The sequence below is a fragment of the Streptomyces sp. NPDC050388 genome, from assembly GCF_040655635.1.
GTDB lineage: Bacteria > Actinomycetota > Actinomycetes > Streptomycetales > Streptomycetaceae > Streptomyces.
The window spans coordinates 21,432-34,465 of record NZ_JBFAKH010000078.1 but is presented as its reverse complement, the minus strand read 5'-3'; the positions used below and the strand labels follow the sequence as shown (position 1 = coordinate 34,465).

The 13,034-nt window shown below is 69.3% G+C and carries 11 protein-coding genes and 2 pseudogenes; 5 read left to right on the top strand and 8 right to left on the bottom strand.

Annotated features, from left to right (window positions below):
- Window positions 1-563: 563 nt before the first annotated feature.
- Window positions 564-641 (top strand): annotated as a pseudogene (locus AB0I73_RS32205) (IS5/IS1182 family transposase); the annotation flags it as partial.
- Window positions 642-684: 43 nt separating this feature from the next.
- On the opposite strand, the gene AB0I73_RS32200 reads toward AB0I73_RS32205, so the two are convergent.
- The 3 genes from AB0I73_RS32200 to AB0I73_RS32190 form a co-directional block, all read right to left on the bottom strand.
- Window positions 685-1,821 (bottom strand): tyrosine-type recombinase/integrase, encoded by a 1,137-nt coding sequence (locus AB0I73_RS32200; RefSeq protein WP_363043339.1) that lies wholly within the window; start codon window positions 1,819-1,821, stop codon window positions 685-687.
- 289 nt (window positions 1,822-2,110) lie between these two features.
- A complete protein-coding gene (locus tag AB0I73_RS32195; protein WP_363043341.1) occupies window positions 2,111-2,437 on the bottom strand; it encodes a lysoplasmalogenase family protein in 327 nt (108 codons plus the stop codon).
- A gap of 61 nt (window positions 2,438-2,498) precedes the next feature.
- Window positions 2,499-3,872 (bottom strand): mucin-1, encoded by a 1,374-nt coding sequence (locus AB0I73_RS32190; protein ID WP_363043337.1) that lies wholly within the window; start codon window positions 3,870-3,872, stop codon window positions 2,499-2,501.
- A gap of 207 nt (window positions 3,873-4,079) precedes the next feature.
- Between AB0I73_RS32190 and AB0I73_RS32185 the strand changes: the two genes are divergently transcribed.
- The 4 genes from AB0I73_RS32185 (at window position 4,080) to AB0I73_RS32170 (ending at window position 8,462) form a co-directional block, all read left to right on the top strand.
- Complete coding sequence (locus AB0I73_RS32185; protein ID WP_363043335.1) at window positions 4,080-5,099, top strand: LacI family DNA-binding transcriptional regulator; 1,020 nt, start codon at window positions 4,080-4,082, stop codon at window positions 5,097-5,099.
- 96 nt (window positions 5,100-5,195) lie between these two features.
- On the top strand, window positions 5,196-6,539 hold the full coding sequence (locus AB0I73_RS32180) for a sugar ABC transporter substrate-binding protein (RefSeq protein WP_363043333.1): 1,344 nt from the start codon (window positions 5,196-5,198) through the stop codon (window positions 6,537-6,539).
- Between the two features lie 80 nt (window positions 6,540-6,619).
- Complete coding sequence (locus tag AB0I73_RS32175; protein ID WP_363043331.1) at window positions 6,620-7,612, top strand: sugar ABC transporter permease; 993 nt, start codon at window positions 6,620-6,622, stop codon at window positions 7,610-7,612.
- A gap of 7 nt (window positions 7,613-7,619) precedes the next feature.
- The gene (locus AB0I73_RS32170) at window positions 7,620-8,462 is read left to right on the top strand and encodes a carbohydrate ABC transporter permease (RefSeq protein ID WP_363043329.1); all 843 of its coding nucleotides are present in this window, start codon (window positions 7,620-7,622) and stop codon (window positions 8,460-8,462) included.
- Between the two features lie 81 nt (window positions 8,463-8,543).
- Here the strand turns inward: AB0I73_RS32170 and AB0I73_RS32165 are convergent.
- From AB0I73_RS32165 to AB0I73_RS32145, 5 genes and pseudogenes are all read right to left on the bottom strand, one after another.
- A pseudogene (locus AB0I73_RS32165) lies at window positions 8,544-8,864 on the bottom strand (glycoside hydrolase family 6 protein); the annotation flags it as partial.
- Between the two features lie 200 nt (window positions 8,865-9,064).
- Window positions 9,065-9,307, bottom strand: a complete 243-nt coding sequence (locus tag AB0I73_RS32160; RefSeq protein ID WP_363043327.1) for a DUF5302 domain-containing protein — start codon at window positions 9,305-9,307, stop codon at window positions 9,065-9,067.
- A 214-nt stretch (window positions 9,308-9,521) separates the two neighbouring features.
- Window positions 9,522-10,937 (bottom strand): DEAD/DEAH box helicase, encoded by a 1,416-nt coding sequence (locus AB0I73_RS32155; RefSeq protein ID WP_363043325.1) that lies wholly within the window; start codon window positions 10,935-10,937, stop codon window positions 9,522-9,524.
- A 920-nt stretch (window positions 10,938-11,857) separates the two neighbouring features.
- Window positions 11,858-12,559 (bottom strand): hypothetical protein, encoded by a 702-nt coding sequence (locus AB0I73_RS32150; RefSeq protein ID WP_363043323.1) that lies wholly within the window; start codon window positions 12,557-12,559, stop codon window positions 11,858-11,860.
- A 136-nt stretch (window positions 12,560-12,695) separates the two neighbouring features.
- Window positions 12,696-13,034: a GAP family protein gene (locus AB0I73_RS32145; protein WP_363043321.1), complete on the bottom strand. Its 339-nt coding sequence runs from the start codon at window positions 13,032-13,034 to the stop codon at window positions 12,696-12,698.

Sequence of the window (13,034 nt, the reverse complement as noted above, 5' to 3'; positions counted from 1 at the left end):
GCCTGCTGCGGTTGCTCTTACTTCCCACCTGGCACTACTTCCTCTGGAACCTCACGTCCCAGTCTCCAGGTGTCCAACATCAAGGGGAAGCTTCAAAGGCGTCAAGTACGCGGTGGCGGCTGCCCTGCGGGGCAGCCGAGCATCGCAACAACGAGTACTCTACGAAGTTCCGGCAGCTGGGTACGGTTGTCCTCCGGGGCAACCGAGGATCGTAACGTCGAGACCGTGACAGATAAGGAAATCGTCAAAGCCTGTGGTGGCTCCTCTTTCGGGCGGCCGAGGATCGCAACGCCCCAGTCGACGAGCAGGCTGACAACATGTACGGAGCAGCGGTCGTTCTTCGGGGTGGCCGAGGATCGCAACCAAGTCACCGACACCGCCTGTATGTTCGGAGTGAACCCTTTCCAACTTGCAGCAGTAGCGAGCCGGTTGGGCTGACAACATGGTGAAGCCACTGGTAGATGGGTTTTCGACCAAGAGAACCGTCTCCACCAGAGGCTTCGCGTGCTTGTCCACCCTTCCCCAAGCTCTCGGCTTCACTCGAGCAGGGGAGACCTCCTCGCATCGACGTGTCCAGCTCTGCCCTGCGCTTCCTGTCCGCCCGCCTGCGGCAGCACCGTTGCACGATCGGCTCCCGCTGGAGGCGATGAAGAAGGAGACGAGTTTCTTCGCATCAATGTCGAATCAGGCTGCTTCCCACAAACCGGCGTCCAGAATGCGGGCCGCCTTGGTGATGCTCCCAGGCATCAGATGCCGGTAGGTACGATACGTCTCCTCAATGGACTTGTGCCCCATCCATTCCGCCACGTCGGTGATCGGTATCCCGTTCCCGAGGGCGTTCGAGGCGAAGTAGTGCCGGAAGCTGTACATCCCCACACCGTCCGCTGCGGGGAGCTCCTTGAAGAGCTTCCGGACGCGCCTGCGTTCCATCGGCTCCGTGTAGTAGCCGCTCGGGCCGCGCAGCAGGTACCCATCCTTCGTGGTGCCGTGCTTCTCCTGGTACCGCTCCATCGCTTCCCGCACCGAGCGCGGCAGGGGGACCTCCCGGAACTCCCCCGCCCTACGGTGCTTGAGCTTCGCCGGCTTGTGCGTGTTGGAGTGGATCTGCTCATGCACTCGGTAGACGTCATCCGCCACAACGTTGTTAATGTTCACTGCCCTGGCTTCCCCGTTTCGCAAACCGCAGCCCACCATCATGACGATCTCAAGCGCAAGGAGCTCGTCAGCGGTCCTCAGCGCCTTCTTCACGTAGGCGAGGGGCGGGATGACCACCTTCTGGCGGACGTACTCCGGTTCCTGGACCCCCTTCACAGGATCGTCCGCCATGGCCCCCTTGCCATAGGCGTCCCGCAAGATCGCCTTCAGAGTGCGGAAGATGTTCACCTGGTTTCCGCGGCCCACCCCATCGGCCTCCAACTCGTCCAGGAAACGCTCGACCACGATCGGCGTGATGGAGTTCAGCTTCCTTGATCCGAGACGGGGGACGATGTGCACGTTGATGGAGCTGTCGACGTGCCAGCCCGTGGAGTACTCCGTCATCCTCCGCTGCCGCGGCCGCCACTGCTTCGCGTATTCCTCGACCGTCTGCTGACCGAGTTCCCGGCGGGCCTCGGCAACGGACGGCGCCGTCTTCTTTTTCTCCGCATAGATCTGCGTAAGGCGCTCGACCGCGTCGTCCTGCGTGCCATAGCCGGCCTCTTCACGCTGCTTGCCGAGAGCGTCCCGAAACCGAATCGTGTACGGGTGCGGGCAGCGGGTCGGCCTGGAACAACCGCACTCCTTGAAGAAGGACCCCATCCCACGAGCGAGCTGTCGAGCCACGTATCAAGCCTTCCGAGCAGGGCGCCGGGCGGCGCAGCATGCCCCTGCCGTAGGCGCAGGTCAGCAAGCCGGACACCGTCCGGCCCGATGCTGACCTTTTGCTGACCTGGAGGCGGCGATCAGGGCTCTGACCTGCGGAAACACCCAAACGCTAGATCTTGGACTTGAATACTGTGCGAAACATGAGGATGCTCCCGTTTTGTTCGCTCCCTGCCTGCTTCTTGCAGGTCAAAGGCGTTCTCTGGAGATTACAACGGTTCGCATGTGCGGTCAGCTGTCTCCTGGTGTTTCAGGACTCACACTGACTCGATGCTGACTTTCTCAACGAACCGTCAGACGTTCGAGGACTCCGCCCAGCGGGGCGCGCCGTCCCCTGCGCCGCAGGGGTGCGAGCGCACGCGTCGACGAGGAGGAACGGAGCGACCACGTAGGTGGCCGTCACCAGGACCTGACGGCCGGTGAACTCCGCCCCGGCCACGCCGAGCCCGACCAGCAGGTCGGAGCCCAGGAACAGCACCCCGCCCCGCGCCGCCCCCGGCCCCGTGACGCAGGCGGTGGCCGCCATGGTCACCAGTGCGGCGCTGCAGGGAGCCACCGCCCGGGCCAGGAGACCCACACGTGGCAGCAGCGCCGCGTTCACCGCAGTCCAGGCGACGAGGCATCCCGCGCCCCCGGTTTCACCGTAGGTCGGCGGCGGCCGCGGTCATTGCCGTCGGACCGGGCCACACGGCCGAGGCGTCGTCCCGGTAGGGGTCGGGCAGGCGGATCGGGCGGACAGGGACCGGGCTGGCACCGTTGCCGGTGACCGCCGTCCAGGGGACAGGCCGACCGGAATAGCACAGGGCGGTCAGCGCGAAGGCGTCGTCGGCGTAGACCTCGACGTACTCGCCGACCGTGAGGATGCGCAACGCGCCGGGGAGACTCGACAGAACGGTCTGCGCCAGCACCCTTCCGCCGGACCCGGTGACCCGGAGGTCCTTGCCGTCGCAGGCCACGGCGAGGGCGGCACGGTCATTGTCCGGATCTTCGGCACGCAGAACGACCTCGATGCGGCCGCCGACGTCGACGTGGCCGACCGCGTGCAGGGGGGCGTCGTACGTCTCCTCGCCGAGCCAGGTCTCCAGGCCCGGCCACCATTCCAGGCGGGGCCCCGAATCCGCGGACACGACCAGGGACTTGGGCTGGGCGAGCATGCCGCGGCATGGGGCGCCGGTGTCAGTGAGGCCGACGCGGCGCGGGGTGGTGTGCAGCACGACGCGGGAGCCGTCGGGGGCTGCGACGACACGCGGGGCGTACGCGCCCGTCGGCCCGAGCGGGCCGTGACGGGCCCACGGGCCGCGGAGGCGGGGCGCGGTCCACGCCTCGAATCCCCGGGTGGCGCCGATGGAGCCGAGCAGCAGCCAGCTGCCGTCGTCGAGGCGTTCGAGGACCGGGCACTCCAACTCGTCGACGTCGCCGGGGGAGACGAGCGGCGGGTGGACGGTCCAGTGCTCCAGGTCGTCGGAGGTCGCCCAGGCCACGCAGCCGCTGACGTCGACGGGCAACGAGGCGTCGGCGGCACAGAGGATCATGACCCAGCCGTCGGACTCGTCGTCGCGCACCACGAAGGGGTCGCGCCAGCCCATGCGTTCGCCCGTGCGGTACCAGCGCGGGTCGGCCTCGACAACCGGCCCCGTGCCGTGGCGGCGCCAGCCGGTGCCGTCGGTGCGCTCGGAGTATGCCAGGCCGACCGACTGCAGCGGCCAGCCGTCCGGGGTGAGGCCGGAGACGGCGGTGTAGAGCATCGCCATGCCGGTGCCGTGCGGGAAGGCGTGCATGGTCCACACCGCCTGCTGGTCGAAGCGGCCCGGCAGGCCGTTGCCGAAGGCGGTGCCCTGCGGTTCCCAGTGGACCAGGTCGGCGGAGGTGGCCCGGCCGTAGGAGGTCTCCATGCGCAGGTGGTCGAACTCGGCTGTCCACGGGCCCTGCAGGTGCAGCACGGTGTAGGTGCCGTCCGCTTGGGGCAGGAGGTCGAAGTCGTTCACGCAGAGGCCGGGCGGCGCGTATCGCATGGACAGGTCCTGTCTGCCGACAGTCGCACTCAAACGTGTGCGCTGTTCTCTGGCTGGTGGGAGTTCCTCTGAGAGTCAGCCGAAGTAAAACTGAACGCAAACGCTTGCGCAACCGGGTGGACGGGTTTACGGTCTCGTCACTCCCCCTCACGCCGACGTGCCGCCGGACCCCGGCCACGCGGTGTGCACCCGTTCAAGGAGCGTTCCGTGACGGTCAGCATCACCGATGTCGCCGAGGCCACCGGGGTCTCGGCGTCCACCGTGTCCCGCGCCCTGCGCGGCCGTCCCGGAGTGTCGGAGGAGATGCGGGCGCGGATCGTCGCGGCCGCCGCCGAACTGGGCTACACCGCCTCGCGCTCGGCCTCCAGCCTGGCCAGCGGGCGCACCCACACCATCGGCGTCGTCGTCCCGTACGTCGGCCGCTGGTTCTTCGGCACCGTGCTGGACGCGGCTGAGAGGGTCTTCAGCGCCGCCGGCTACGACGTCCTGCTGTACAACCTCGGCTCACCGGAGGTGCGCAAGCGCTTCTTCACCAAGCTGCCGATCCGCAAGCGGGTCGACGCCGTGCTGTCCCTGCTGATCCCGGGCCCGGAGGAGGCCGCCGCCCTGCGCTCCCTCGACGTGCCACTGGCGACCACGGTCGGCGGCGCCCGGCCCGGTTTCACGGTGGTCGGCATCGACGACCGGGGCGGGGCGGAGAGCGCCGTACGGCACCTGGTGAACCTCGGCCACCGCCGGATCGGCATGATCTCCGGGGCCAGCGAGCCGCTGCACTGGACCACGCCCCTCGACCGCCGGCAGGGCTACCTGGACGTGCTGGCCGACGCCGGGATCGAGCCCGACCCCGCCCTGGAGGCGGACGGCGGTTACACGGTCGAGGGCGGCGAACGGGCCATGACCGGGCTGCTGGCGCTGCGCCACCCGCCGACCGCCGTGTTCGCCCAGTCCGACGAGATGGCGATGGGCGCCCTGCGCGCCCTGCGCCGGCACCGGCTGAGGGTTCCGGAGGACGTGTCCGTCGTCGGCTTCGACGATCACGAGCTGTCCGAGGTCGTCGGGCTGACCACCGTGGCCCAGCCGGTCGCGGCCCAGGGCCGGGAGGCGGCCCGGCTGCTGCTGGCGCGGCTGGACGACCCGGACGCCGGGCCGCCGCACCCCGTCGAGATGCCCCTCCGCTTCGTCCTCCGCGAGACCACCGCTCCGCCGCACAGCCGCCGGCAGCGGTAGCCCAACCGCCTCGTCGACCACCCGCTTCCGGAGGGCCGTTCCCGCCCCCGGTCCCACCGTCCGCACACCCACCGCACACCGCTCGGAGGCACCACCATGACCAACGGAACCAGAAGGCACCGTCGTACGGGCCTGACCGCCCTCGCCCTGCTGCCGCTGGCCGCGCTGGCCGCCTGTGGCGGCGGGGGCGGCGCCGGCGACACCTCCGCCGAGGAGGGCAGCGGCAAGGGCACCGTCAGCGTCTGGGCCCACCAGGGCCAGGCGAGCGAGACGGCCGCGCTGCAGAACGCCGTGAAGACCTTCAACTCCTCGCAGAGCGACGTCAAGGCCGAGCTGAAGCTGATCCCCGAGAACGACTACACGAAGACCATCACCGCCACCGACCCCGCCGAACTGCCGGACGTGCTGGAGTTCGACGGCCCGACGATGGCGAACTTCGTCTACAACGGCAAGCTCGCCCCGGTCGACGACCATGTCTCCGCCAAGACCCTCGACAACGCCACCGACGCCGTCAAAGCCCAGGGCGAGATCGACGGCAAGCACTACGGCCTGGGCATGTTCGACGCCGGGCTCGGCATGTACGCCAACAAGAAGCTGCTGGACTCGGCCGGCGTGAAGTACCCGACGCGGGTGGACGACGCCTGGACGGCCGAGGAGTTCGGCAAGGCGCTCGAGGCGCTGAAGGCCGAGGACTCCGACGGCAAGGTCCTCGACATATCGGAGCAGTACGGCCTGGCCACGGAGTGGGGCACCTTCGGCTTCTCCCCGATCCTCTGGTCGTCCGGCGGAGCCCTGTTGAAGGACGGCAAGGCGGAGGGCGCCCTCGACAGCCCGAAGGCCGTCGCCGCGATGAAGACCTTCCAGTCCTGGAAGACGTACGTCGACCCCAACACCGACGGCAACGCCTTCGCCAAGGGCAAGGTGGCGCTGAGCTGGGTCGGCCACTGGATGTACCCCGCCTACAGCGAGGCCCTCGGCGACGACCTCGTCGTCCTGCCGCTGCCCGACTTCGGCAACGGCCCCAAGACCGGGCAGGGCTCGTGGGCCTGGGGCATCGGCGCCGGCAGCAAGAACGGCAAGGCCGCCGGCACCTTCCTGGACTACCTGCTGAATGACGCCAACGTCGGCGCGATGACGAAGGTCAACGGCGCGGTGCCCGCCACCAGGACCGCGCTCGCCAAGAGCGAGCTGTACAAGGAGGGCGGTCCGCTCCAGCTCTTCGCCGACCAGCTCGCCCGGCCCTGCGGCGACAGCGACATCGGCGCCTCCTGCGTCGCCGCCACCCGGCCGGTGACCGCCGGATATCCCACGGTCACCGCCAAGTTCAACACCGCCCTGAACTCGATCTACGGCGGCGCCGACCCGGAGGAAGCCCTGCGCAAGGCCGCCCGGGCCATCGACCGGGACTTCACCGACAACGCCGGCTACGAGATCCCGTAACCCGCAGGACGCATCGGCCGGGGCGGGCCGTCGGCGACGTACCGACCGCGCCCGCCCCCGCCGGGAAGAGGAACCCTCCCGTGAAAACCGTGGAACCCGCGCACGCCGCGGCCCCTGGCCGGGCGCAGGCCGGCTCGTCCGCGCCCTCCGCGAAGCCCTCGCGTCCCTCGCGCGGCAACCGTGACCGGCTGCACGGGCTGCTGATGTCCGCCCCGGCCGTCGGCGGGCTGATCGCCTTCGTCGGCATCCCGTTCGGCTACGCCGTGGTGCTCTCCTTCTACAACGTCCGCCTCGGCTCCCCGCTGGAACCCGCCTTCTTCGGCGTGGAGCACTACCGGCGGCTGTTCACCGACCCCGACCTGTCCGGCCCGTTCCTGCGGGCGCTGCTGAACAACCTGACCTTCGCCGCCGTCGTCGTACCGCTCCAGACCGGCCTCGCGCTGGCGCTGGCGATCCTGCTCAACCGCAAGCTGAAGGCCATCGGCCTGTTCCGGTCCTTCTTCTTCATGCCGGTGGTCTTCCCGATGGCGCTGGTCGCCGTGATCTGGCGGCTGATCCTCGCCCGCAGCGAGCAGGGCATGCTCAACTCCTTGCTCGACGCGGTGACGTTCGGCAACTGGGGCGCCTTCGACTGGCTCGGCGACGGCCTCACCGCGATGGGCTCGATCATCGTGCTGTCGGTGTGGCAGGGCGTCGGCTTCCAGATGGTCATCCTGCTGGCCGGCCTCCAACAGATCCCGGGCGAGCTCTACGAGGCCTCCCAGCTCGACCGGGCCTCGCGCTGGCAGCAGTTCCGGCACGTCACCCTGCCCGGCATCCGCGGCACCCTCGTCTTCGTCGCGATGCTGACCTCGGTGCTGTCCTTCCGGGTCTTCGACCAGGTGTACATCCTCATCCGCGGCGGCGGCCTGGACGAGGACGCCACCCGGACCGTGATGTACCAGGCCGTCACCACGGCCTTCGACCAAAACGACATCGGGCAGGCCTCGGCCGTCACGGTGGTGTTCTTCCTGATCGTCGTCGCCCTGACGATCGTCCAGCGCCGCGTCGTCCGGCCCGACCACGAGGACTGACTGCCCCATGGCCATGACCCGTACGCCCGTACGCCGCGTCCTCGACTACACCGTCCTGAGCGTCCTGGCGTTCGTCTTCGCCCTGCCCGCGCTCTACCTCTTCCTCGGCAGCCTCAAGCCGTCCGACGAGGTCCTGAACGGCCTGTCCGGCTTCCTGCCCACCCACCTCTCCTTCGACAACTACGCCGCCGTCCTCGACAGCCTCAGCTCCGACAGCACCGGCTACTTCTGGCAGTTCATGGGCGTGTCCGTGCTGCTGTCGTTCGTGGTGGTGACGGGCGGACTGATCGTCAACTCGATGGCCGCGTACGGGCTCACCCGGCTGAAGTGGCGCGGGCAGAAAGCAGTGTTCACCCTCGTCCTGCTGCTGATGCTGATCCCGTTCGAGTCGGTGGCGGTGCCGCTGTTCTACATGTTCAACGGCCAGCGCAACACCCTGTACATCCAGGCGTTGCCGTTCGTCGCCAACGCCTTCGCCGTCTACCAGTTCCACACGTTCTTCCGGAAGATCCCGCCGAGCATCGAGGAGGCGGCCCGGCTGGACGGCGCGGGGCCCTGGCGCACGTTCTTCGCGATCATCGTGCCGATGTCCAGGCCGGTGTTCGCCTCGGTCGCGATCCTCACCTTCCTCATCCAGTGGGGTTCCTTCCTGTGGCCGGTGCTGATGGTGTCCGACCCGTCGGTGCGTCCCCTCCCCCTGGAGATGAGCGTCTTCCAGGGGCAGCAGCCCCCGGACTGGGGCCAGATCCTCGCCTTCGGCGTCCTGCTCGTCCTGCCGGTCCTTGTCGTCTTCGCCTTCTTCCAGCGCTGGTTCGTCCAAGGGGTCGCCAGTTCCGCCGTCAAGGGCTGACCGCACTCGTACGGGGCGGCGGCGAGGGCTCGGAACTCCTCGTCGCCGTCCCGCACGGGGCCGCGTCGGCCCACACTGGTTCTACGGCAGCGGCGGATGGGCGTTCTCCATCAGCTCCTGGAACCGGGCGGAGAAACAGTGTCCGGCGATCGGGGCGTCGGGCAGCGCTTCCGACGTGTTGTTCCGCGGGTTACCGGTGTACGTGGGGTCGCACATCCGGTCGAAGCCCTTGCCCTCGTCATTCGGTAGGGCTTCGTCCGACCCGTCGGACTCGCCCGGGGGCTTCATCCACACGTAGGCGTCGATCCCGGGCTCCGGGGACGCCTGGGGCCACTCGCCGAGTCCGGCTCCCGACTGGTTGCACCAGTTGCCGATGTGGATGCGGCGGTCGTAACGGCCACCGGGGCCCTGGCGGTACAGGAACTACTCCTCACCGACCCGCGCCAACCGCAGCTGTGCCCTTCCCACAGGCGAGACCGCCGGCTGCGCCTCGCCCGCAACGCGCACAGGGGTACGCGCGCGTTGCGGGCCACTGCACGGGGCGCGCGAGTGGGTGGTGCTCAGAGTGCTGGTTGAGCAGCCGGATCGCGGGGCTGATCGACTCAGCCGCCGCTCTTACGCCTGAACGACCGCTGGCTCGCAGCCGGGCCGTGCGCCGCACGCACCTTCGACGCATTCGGGTGGGCGGCACCATCGGCGGCGGCCGCCTGCGCACCGCGCTTGCGCGCCAGGGCCTCGCGGAACTTGCGCTTGAGGTCGTGGTTGCCGTCGCTGTCCGGCGCCAGAGGAGAGGTCTCGGGGGCGGCCGGCTCCGAACCTTCCGTAGGTACGGGCTCTGCGGTCATGGTGACCTCCTGGGTTCGGGGGTGGGCCAGCACAGCTTGTCATGCCGGGAGCAGTGCGGGGCACCGGCACCATCATCCTGCTCCGTTTCGGCGGGTATCCCTCTCGCGGCCGAGGACGTTCGCTCCGTAGGCGGGGGGGCGCAGGACGGGCTTCGGGCCGGGCCGCGGGTTGTCGATCCCGTGGCCAGGAGATTCGCTGCCAGGGCAACGCCTCTCAGCCGTTGCGACGCACGAGGGCGGCCTTGCGGGCCTCGGCGAGCTTGCGGGCCTCGCCGGCCTTTCGGGACTTGCCGCCGGCGCCGCGGGAGGTGTCCTTGCTGGTGCCGAGGCCGCGGAAGGGAGCATTGGTGTTCTTGGGCCGGGGGACGGCGGGCCCGCCGTCGAGCGGGGTGCCGGGGGGAGCCTTGGCGCCGGTGATCCGGCTCAGCTCCGCCTCACCCGAGCGCACCTTGGTGACGGTCGCCTCGATGCCGGCCTCGGCCATCATTCGGCTCGTCTCGCGGCGCTGGCCCGCCAGCACGAGCGTGACCACGCTGCCGGACTCACCGGCGCGGGCGGTGCGGCCCGCCCGGTGCACATAGTCCTTGGGGTCGGTGGGCGGGTCGACGTTGACCACGAGATCGAGGTCGTCGACGTGCAGGCCACGGGCCGCGACATTGGTCGCCACCAGAACGGTGATCTGGCCGTTCTTGAACTGCGCCAGGGTCCGCGTGCGCTGTGGCTGGGACTTTCCGCTGTGCAGGGCCCCGGCGTGCACCCCGCTGGCCCGCAGATGCCGGGTGAGCTGGTCGACGGCGTGCTTGGTGTCGAGGAACAGCAGTACGCGGCCGTCGCGGGCGGCGATCTCCGTGGTGACGGCGTAGCGGTCAGGGCCGTGGACGACCAGAACGTGGTGCTCCATCGTCGTGACCGTGTCCGCGGACGGGTCGACCGAGTGGACGACGGGGTCGTGGAGGTAGCGGCGGACCAGCTGATCGACGTCGTGATCGAGAGTGGCCGAGAAGAGCATCCGCTGACCGTCGGGGTGCACCTGGTCGAGCACGTCGACAACCTGCGGCAGGAATCCCAGGTCGCACATCTGGTCGGCCTCGTCCAGCACGGTGATCCTTACCCGTCCCAGGCGGCAGGCGTTGCGCTCGATCAGGTCGTGCAGGCGTCCGGGGGTGGCGACGACCACCTCGGCTCCCTGGCGCAGCTCGGCGACCTGCCGGCCGATCGACATGCCGCCGACGACCGTGGCCATCCGCAGCCGCAGTGCCTCGGCGTACGGCGCCAGCGCCTGGGTGACCTGTTGGGCCAGCTCGCGGGTGGGCACAAGGATCAGAGCGAGGGGCTGCTTCGGCTCGGCGCGCCGCCCGGCCGTACGGGTCAGCAGCGGCAGGCCGAAGGCGAGCGTCTTGCCCGATCCGGTGCGCCCGCGCCCCAGGACGTCGCGCCCCTCCAGGGCATCGGGCAGTGTGGCGGCCTGGATCGGAAAGGGTTCGCGCACCCCGAGTCCGCTCAGTGTCCGCAGCACCTCCACCGGCAGTTCCAGACCGGCGAAGGAGACGGCCGGGGGCAGCGCCGGGGTCGTGGCCTCGGGCTGGGCAGGACCGCCGTGAGCGATGCCGGAGTCATCGGGGTGCTTCATGAACAGCCTTCCGCAGAGGAACGTACCGAGGAAGGCCCGGCAGGATTGAACAGCCCACGCACCAGCGGAACCGAACAGGCAGAATCGCCCGCCGCGACGACCACGCAAACGCATGAGATTAACACAAGGCATAACATCGCGCCGTGATACCGATCACCCCTCCCTCGTCGATGACCCGACGCAGCACGACAGCCCTTCCGGCATACCTGGCCCGGGTCCCCGACTCACCGAGATCCGCCGATGCATCGCCGGGGTGGCCACCCCACACACTTGCCTGCAAAAGGGGCTCGCGCCCGGCGCGATCGTGACCGCCTGAGACGGCATCGCGAACGGCCGGAGTTGCGATCCTCGGTCCCGCAGAAGGCAAGCGCGCCCGTCCAGTCCACCACGGCGGGCGGTTTGTCGTTCTACCGCACAGTGTGCGGGCTCCCGTCCCACTGGACCGGTATCGGTCGGTGGCCACCACACAGAGGAGAGTGAGTGATTGCAGCAGCTCGCCTTTCTTCCCACCTCCTGATCGGTGCGGGTTCGGGCGGCCACGCAGCCCGAGGAACCGCATCGTCCAAGATCCGGCCGTTCCCGGGCCGGCGATCCCGCCAAAGCTCAGAGCGGCACCGTCCACGCTGGTCAGCGACGTGTGCCCCCTGTACCACCAGCAGGATGACGTTCCGCCGGCAAGCTTGGTGACCGGCAGCAAGGCAACCGTGCACCGAAAGTGGTGACGGCCTCTTCGGGACCACGCCGAGCCCAACTGTGGGCAGCCATAACCACATCGGAATCCTGGAGCCTTCCCGAAGCAACTGGCTCCAGTTCAAGGTGTAAGAGACTCTCCGCCCGCTCCCCGACCCCTTGGAATTGATCATCTGGTACTCCAGCAGGACTTCGACGTTTTGCCTGCTCAGAGGCTGCGCGTGGTGAGTTTAGTGGGCCGGTGGCCCGTCAGGGGCGGTCTTCACGGGGCCGCCCCTCGATCGTGTGCAGCCGGCGCTGGTAGTGACAGCAGCGGGCGACGGCTTGGCGCTCCCGGCGCCAGATGGACCAGTTCGAGGCGTGAGCGCGGGCCGAGCACCATGGCGGACGTGGGTGAGGGCGGCCAGTTGCCCGGAGCCGTCGGATCTCTGCCACGGTGAGGTCGACCAAGGTGCGGGAACCGTTTCTGCAGCCCCCTTTGAAGCGGCGGCGGCCGCCATCGCGGCCAGGAAGGCGTGGGCGAGCACGGCCAGGGTGATGTGCCGGTACCAGCCGATGTAGCGGCGGACCTCGTACTGGTCCGGACCGCACTCGTTCTTCGCGGCCTGTGAACACTCCTCGATCGCCCAGCGCATCCCGGCGATCTGCACCAACTGTTCCACAGTCGTGTCGGGTTGGGCGTATGCGAGGTAGTAGGCGATCTCGTCGGGCCGGGCGATGCCGCGGCGGGCCAGTGCCCACCGTCGGCGGACCTGGTTCTCGTCCTGGTAGTCGTACTCCGCGACGGCGGGCAGTCGGATGGCCGCCCGGTCGTAGACGCGCGGTCCCTTGACGCCGTCCCCGCACGAGATCCGTTCCCAGGCGTCAGCGAGGGCCTGGGCGAACAGCCAGTCGATGCGTGGACAGCCCACGCTGAACTGGGACTTGGGCACCGCCAGGACGTAGCCGAGGCCGGACTGTTCCAGCAGGCGCCGGAAGCGTCCTTCCTGTCCGTAGGCCGAGTCCGCGGTGACTCAGGCGAAGGGCAGGTCGGAGGCAAGGGCCCGCAGCACCAAGGCCTTGGCGAGGTCACCCTTGGTGTGGAAGTCCCGCTCGTCGGGGATCTTCGCCGCGCGGTCGGCCGCGCCGCTCTTTCACCGCCACCCACAGCAGCAGCACGCCGAGCGCCAGGTCGAGCGCACCGCCCCAGTCGGCCGGCTGCCCCTGGTCGCTCGGGCCGTCGCCGCCGGAGACCAGCAGCACGATCGTGCCGACCAGGGCCAGGCCCAAGGCCCAGCCCAGGAGCAGCGCCGGTCCGTTGGAGCGCGCCCTGGGGGTGGCGAGCATCAGCACCACACCGATGATCGGGAACGCGCTCAGCGCCACGGCGACGCCGTAGGGAAGAATCTGACCGATCGCCTCACCCAC

Coding starts and splice junctions, on each gene's coding strand:
- AB0I73_RS32170 (WP_363043329.1), top strand. CDS start 7,620: ATGGCCATGACCCGTACGCCCGTACGCCGCGTCCTCGACTACACCGTC.
- AB0I73_RS32190 (WP_363043337.1), bottom strand. CDS start 3,872: ATGCGATACGCGCCGCCCGGCCTCTGCGTGAACGACTTCGACCTCCTG.
- AB0I73_RS32180 (WP_363043333.1), top strand. CDS start 5,196: ATGACCAACGGAACCAGAAGGCACCGTCGTACGGGCCTGACCGCCCTC.
- AB0I73_RS32155 (WP_363043325.1), bottom strand. CDS start 10,937: ATGAAGCACCCCGATGACTCCGGCATCGCTCACGGCGGTCCTGCCCAG.
- AB0I73_RS32160 (WP_363043327.1), bottom strand. CDS start 9,307: ATGACCGCAGAGCCCGTACCTACGGAAGGTTCGGAGCCGGCCGCCCCC.